Source organism: Tessaracoccus oleiagri (assembly GCF_900103275.1).
GTDB lineage: Bacteria > Actinomycetota > Actinomycetes > Propionibacteriales > Propionibacteriaceae > Arachnia > Arachnia oleiagri.
Genome location: NZ_FNGP01000008.1, coordinates 1 through 6,845, shown reverse-complemented (window position 1 = coordinate 6,845; position 6,845 = coordinate 1). Strand labels below are relative to the sequence as shown.

The 6,845-nt window shown below is 57.2% G+C and carries 2 rRNA genes and 1 pseudogene; 2 read left to right on the top strand and 1 reads right to left on the bottom strand.

The features are described from left to right. Positions 1-659: pseudogene (locus BLR46_RS14700) on the bottom strand (IS256 family transposase); the annotation flags it as partial. A 1,114-nt stretch (positions 660-1,773) separates the two neighbouring features. Between BLR46_RS14700 and BLR46_RS14695 the strand changes: the two are divergent. After that, a 16S ribosomal RNA gene (locus BLR46_RS14695) occupies positions 1,774-3,292 on the top strand. A gap of 318 nt (positions 3,293-3,610) precedes the next feature. Further along, a 23S ribosomal RNA gene (locus tag BLR46_RS14690) occupies positions 3,611-6,699 on the top strand. Together the 16S and 23S rRNA genes form the textbook arrangement of a ribosomal RNA operon. Positions 6,700-6,845 lie beyond the last annotated feature (146 nt).

Sequence of the window (6,845 nt, the reverse complement as noted above, 5' to 3'; positions counted from 1 at the left end):
CTGCCAGGCGGCGCCGGGCAGGATCGCCTTGATCGCGTGCTTGAGGCCTTCGTGGGCGTCGGAGACCACGACCGCGACCCCGAGCGGATCCTCGGCGGTGGCGACGTTCAGGCCGCGTTCGTGCAGGGAGCGCAGGAACCCGGTCCAGAAGTCGGTGGTTTCCGCGTCGCCGATCGCCATCCCGAGAACTTCCCGGTGGCCGTTGATGCCGTAGCCGGTCGCGACGACCACGGCCTGGGACACGACCCGGCCGCCGGTGCGGACGTCGAGGTAGGTCGCATCGAGCCACAGGTAGGGGTACCTGATGTCGGCGTCGTCGAGCCGGCGCTCGAGGAACACGCCGACGTACTCGTCGATCTCGCCGCGGTCCTGGACACGGTGGAGCGGGAGATCCCGGCCTCGTTGCCGAGGGCTTTGACCAGCGCGTGGACCCGGCGGGTGGAGACGCCCCCGATCCGGGCTTGCGCGATCACCGACCACAAGGCTTGGTCGACCCGGCGGCGCGGTTCCAGCAGGGAGGGGAAGAACGGGCCCTCGCGTAGTTTCGGGATCGCGAGCTCCAGCGTCCCGGCTCCGGTGGCGAGCTGCTTCGGCCGGGAACCGTTGCGTCGGGTGGTGCGCTGCTCGGTGCGTTCGTAGCGGCCGGCGCCGATCTTCGCGAATCAGTTCCTGGAGCGAGGCCTCGAGTGATCCAAGATCAGTGACGACCGCCGACAGGGCCTCAGACCCGGCTGCATAGGCCCCATGTAGTCCTAGTGGGGAGGAATGCGAGAGCCGGGTGAGGGGCCAAACCGCCTATGGACACAGGGGGCGCCCGACGTGTCCCCGCGTGTTGCCGGCTCTGGCTGGATTCCTCAGGCCCAAAGAATTGAGGGGAGGGGGCGCTCGACCGCGCCGCGCCGGCCAGGCTCGAAGGGTCGAGCGCAAGGCAACTTGCCGCCGTGTTTGTCGGAGCCGCTGCGATGCCGCGCGGAGCAGCCCCCGTGATCGGGTGACCTGCATCTCGCAGTCGACGTGCGGCGGCAGACGATTCGTCTCGGTCGAAGCCGCCCTGCTGGCCCGGGTCAGCCCGTCGTTGGCAGGGCCCGAGAAGGAGCGCCCGCCGGCGATGCTGGCGACCGGTCCGTCGACGACCCGAGCCGCTACGACGCTAGGAGGACCGCCTCGTGGTCTCCGGTTGACGGGGTGGTGGGGGTGGTGTAGTGTTCCGCAGGTTGCCCGTTGAGGGTGACTGTGCAGGATAACTTCATCGTGTGGGAGCTGCTGGGTCGGGTTTGACTGGCGCGAGTGATGTGTGTATGGTTGGTGGTCGCCGCTGGTGCGGTTCGATCACAGTCTTCAGTGCAAACCACGTTGTGGGGAGCGAGATCATGTCGGTCTGGGCTTGTTTGCCCGATTTGATTGCAGGTCCTGGATGAAGTAATGTTGTGAGAGCCGCGAATGCGGCGGATGAATTACAACTGAACTGAGTGAGAGATGCGGATTTGACACCGCGGGATCATGAAAGTAAAGTTGTTCGAGTTGCCCCAAGCCGGTCACGTGAGTGGGAGGCGCGGGACGCACCCGAAACTTGAGAACTCAACAGCGTACTAAAAGTCAATGCCAATCAATGCACATGGCAATTTTATATTGCTCGTGCGTCCCGTCGCATGGCCTCGGTCATGTAACGGTTCCTTTGATTAAAATAAATAATTGATTAGATCCAGCAATGGATCCTGTCAGTATCATTTTCTGTTGACGGTAACTGGGATGAACACCCGAAACCGAACATTTTCAACGGAGAGTTTGATCCTGGCTCAGGACGAACGCTGGCGGCGTGCTTAACACATGCAAGTCGAACGGTAAGGCCCCTTCGGGGGTACACGAGTGGCGAACGGGTGAGTAACACGTGAGTAACCTGCCCTTGACTCTGGGATAACAGCTGGAAACAGCTGCTAATACCGGATACGAACCTCTTAGGCATCTTCGAGGTTGGAAAGTTCCGGCGGTCAAGGATGGACTCGCGGCCTATCAGCTTGTTGGTGAGGTAACGGCTCACCAAGGCGACGACGGGTAGCCGGCCTGAGAGGGCGACCGGCCACATTGGGACTGAGATACGGCCCAAACTCCTACGGGAGGCAGCAGTGGGGAATATTGCACAATGGGCGAAAGCCTGATGCAGCAACGCCGCGTGCGGGAAGACGGCCTTCGGGTTGTAAACCGCTTTCAGTAGGGACGAAGCTAACGTGACGGTACCTACAGAAGAAGCACCGGCTAACTACGTGCCAGCAGCCGCGGTGATACGTAGGGTGCGAGCGTTGTCCGGAATTATTGGGCGTAAAGAGCTTGTAGGCGGTTTGTCACGTCGGGAGTGAAAACTCGGGGCTTAACCCCGAGCCTGCTTCCGATACGGGCTGACTTGAGGAAGGTAGGGGAGAATGGAATTCCTGGTGAAGCGGTGGAATGCGTAGATATCAGGAGGAACACCAGTGGCGAAGGCGGTTCTCTGGACCTTTCCTGACGCTGAGAAGCGAAAGCGTGGGGAGCAAACAGGCTTAGATACCCTGGTAGTCCACGCCGTAAACGGTGGGTACTAGGTGTGGGGAACATTCCACGTTCTCCGTGCCGCAGCTAACGCATTAAGTACCCCGCCTGGGGAGTACGGCCGCAAGGCTAAAACTCAAAGGAATTGACGGGGCCCCGCACAAGCGGCGGAGCATGCGGATTAATTCGATGCAACGCGAAGAACCTTACCTGGGTTTGACATATACCGGAAACATCTAGAGATAGGTGCCCCTTTTTGGTCGGTATACAGGTGGTGCATGGCTGTCGTCAGCTCGTGTCGTGAGATGTTGGGTTAAGTCCCGCAACGAGCGCAACCCTCGTCCTATGTTGCCAGCGGATAATGCCGGGGACTCATAGGAGACCGCCGGGGTCAACTCGGAGGAAGGTGGGGATGACGTCAAGTCATCATGCCCCTTATGTCCAGGGCTTCACGCATGCTACAATGGCCGGTACAAAGAGCTGCGAACCTGCAAGGGTGAGCGAATCTCAAAAAGCCGGTCTCAGTTCGGATTGGGGTCTGCAACTCGACCCCATGAAGTCGGAGTCGCTAGTAATCGCAGATCAGCAACGCTGCGGTGAATACGTTCCCGGGGCTTGTACACACCGCCCGTCAAGTCATGAAAGTCGGTAACACCCGAAGCCAGTGGCCTAACCCTTTGGGAGGGAGCTGTCGAAGGTGGGACCGGTAATTAGGACTAAGTCGTAACAAGGTAGCCGTACCGGAAGGTGCGGCTGGATCACCTCCTTTCTAAGGAGCCATTTGGTGGCAAGGCGCAGCCTTGTTGCCCATGCGCCGGTTTTGGAGCGTTCGTCTCCAGCCGGCTGGCACCGGAATGTGGAACATTGACTATTAAGCGGATCTTCGGGTCTCGTCAGTACAACCTGCTTGCAGGAGTGGAACCTCGAGGTGTTGGAGTGATGCCTAAGTACGCTGTTGGGTCCTGAAGGGTCGGTTGCTTGCAACGCCTTCTAGCGGACCGGTGTCCGAGTCGTCTTAGGACGGTGAGGAGCTGGGCCCGCCCGTATCTTGAGAACTTCACAGTGGACGCGAGCATCTTTGTAGATTTAACAAGCTACTAAGTGCGATCGGTGGATGCCTTGGCACCAGGAGCCGATGAAGGACGTTGTAACCTGCGATAAGCCACGGGGAGCTGGTAAACGAGCTTTGATCCGTGGATCTCCGAATAGGGAAACCTTGAAATACCAGAGTCATGTCTGGCAACCTCCGCCTGAATATATAGGGCGGTTGGAGGGAACGTGGGGAAGTGAAACATCTCAGTACCCACAGGAAGAGAAAACAACAGTGATTCCGTAAGTAGTGGCGAGCGAACGCGGAAGAGGCCAAACCCAAGTTGTGTGATAGCTGACAGGCGTTGCAATTTGGGGGTTGTGGGACCGCTCCGACTGTGCTGTCGAACAGTCAGAGAGTAAGAAATGATCAACTAAGTCGAAACAGTTGGGAAGCTGTAGCAAAGAGGGTAATACTCCCGTACACGTAAATTGATCACTCTCGAGCGTCATCCCAAGTAATGCGGAACCCCTGAAATTCCGCATGAATCTGGCGGGACCATCCGCTAAGCCTAAATACTACCTGGTGACCGATAGCGGACAAGTACCGTGAGGGAAAGGTGAAAAGTACCCCGGGAGGGGAGTGAAATAGTACCTGAAACCGATCGCATACAATCCGTCGGAGCCCGCAAGGGTGACGGCGTGCCTTTTGAAGAATGAGCCTGCGAGTTAGTGGTATGTGGCGAGGTTAACCCGTGTGGGGAAGCCGTAGCGAAAGCAAGTCCTAATAGGGCGCTTTAGTCGCATGCTCTAGACCCGAAGCGAAGTGATCTATCCATGGCCAGGGTGAAGCGAGGGTAAGACCTCGTGGAGGCCCGAACTCACTTAGGTTGAAAACTGAGGAGATGAGCTGTGGATAGGGGTGAAAGGCCAATCAAACTTCGTGATAGCTGGTTCTCCCCGAAATGCATTTAGGTGCAGCGTTGCGTGTTTCTTGCCGGAGGTAGAGCACTGGATGGTCTAGGGGGCCCACAAGCTTACCGAAATCAGCCAAACTCCGAATGCCGGCAAGTGAGAGCGCAGCAGTGAGACTGTGGGGGATAAGCTTCATAGTCGAGAGGGAAACAGCCCAGATCATCAGCTAAGGCCCCTAAGCGATAACTAAGTGGAAAAGGATGTGGAGTTGCGGAGACAACCAGGAGGTTGGCTTGGAAGCAGCCACCCTTGAAAGAGTGCGTAATAGCTCACTGGTCAAGTGATTCTGCGCCGACAATTTAGCGGGGCTCAAGTTATCCGCCGAAGCTATGGCATTCGTACGAGTAACCGTAAGGTTGTACGGATGGGTAGGGGAGCGTCGTATGCGCGATGAAGCGGCGGGGTGACCCAGCCGTGGAGAGCATACGAGTGAGAATGCAGGCATGAGTAGCGAAAGACGGGTGAGAAACCCGTCCGCCGAATATCCAAGGGTTCCAGGGTCAAGCTAATCTGCCCTGGGTAAGTCGGGACCTAAGGCGAGGCCGACAGGCGTAGTCGATGGACAACGGGTTGATATTCCCGTACCGGCGAAACACGGCCCATGCCGACCTGAGTGATGCTAAGCATGCAAGGTCGAGTGAAGTCTTCGGACGGATCTCGACTGAGTCTGCGACCCAAACTCACATTAGGCAAGCTGCGGAGGGACGCAGGAAGGTAGCTCATCCTGGGCGATGGTTGTCCCAGGCTAAGTGTGTAGGGCGAGGTGTAGGCAAATCCGCATCTCATGTGCCTGAGACATGACGGGTCTGACGTTTCGACGTTGGATTGAGTGATCCTATGCTGCCTAGAAAAGCTTCGTGAGCGACGTGTTAGCCGCCCGTACCCCAAACCGACACAGGTGGATAAGTAGAGAATACTAAGGCGATCGAGAGAATCGTGGTGAAGGAACTCGGCAAAATACCCCCGTAACTTCGGAATAAGGGGGACCGGACGCGTATTAGAATTTACTTTGAAAGCGCTGAAGGTCGCAGAGACCATGCCCAAGCGACTGTTTACCAAAAACACAGGTCCGTGCCAAGTCGAAAGACGATGTATACGGACTGACTCCTGCCCGGTGCTGGAAGGTCAAGGGGAAGGGTTAGCTTCGGCGAAGCCTTGAACTTAAGCCCCAGTAAACGGCGGTGGTAACTATAACCATCCTAAGGTAGCGAAATTCCTTGTCGGGTAAGTTCCGACCTGCACGAATGGAGTAACGACTTGGGCGCTGTCTCCACCACGAACTCGGCGAAATTGCACTACGAGTAAAGATGCTCGTTACGCGCAGCAGGACGGAAAGACCCCGGGACCTTTACTATAACTTGGTATTGGTGATCGGGACGACTTGTGTAGGATAGGTGGGAGACTTTGAAGCTTGGACGCCAGTTCAGGTGGAGTCATCGTTGAAATACCACTCTGGTCGTTCTGGTTATCTAACCTAGGTCCATTATCTGGATCAGGGACAGTGCCTGGCGGGTAGTTTGACTGGGGCGGTCGCCTCCTAAAAGGTAACGGAGGCGCCCAAAGGTTCCCTCAGCCTGGTTGGCAATCAGGTTTTGAGCGTAAATGTACAAGGGAGCTTGACTGCGAGAGAGACATCTCGAGCAGGGACGAAAGTCGGGATTAGTGATCTTCTGGTGGCACATGGAAGCGCCAGGACTCAACGGATAAAAGGTACCCCGGGGATAACAGGCTGATCTTGCCCGAGCGTCCATAGCGACGGCATGGTTTGGCACCTCGATGTCGGCTCGTCGCATCCTGGGGCTGTAGTCGGTCCCAAGGGTTGGGCTGTTCGCCCATTAAAGCGGCACGCGAGCTGGGTTCAGAACGTCGTGAGACAGTTCGGTCCCTATCCGCTGCGCGCGTAGGAGTCTTGAGAAGAGCTGATCCTAGTACGAGAGGACCGGATCGGACTGACCTCTGGTGTGCCAGTTGTCCTGCCAAGGGCACGGCTGGTTGGCTACGTCGGGACGTGATAACCGCTGAAAGCATCTAAGCGGGAAGCACACTTCAAGATGAGGGCTCCCACAGAATAATCTGGTAAGGCCCCCGGCAGACCACCGGGTGATAGGTCGGATGTGGAAGTGCTGAAAGGCATGGAGCTGACCGATACTAATAGGCCGAGGGCTTGTTTTCTACAAAGATGCTACGCGTCCACTGTGAGGTTCCCGAGAGACGGTCGGGAACTACAATTCAATAGTTCCGATCACTATCTCCATAGTGTTTCGGTGGTCATAGCGAAGGGGAAATACCCGGCAACATTCCGAACCCGGAAGTCAAGC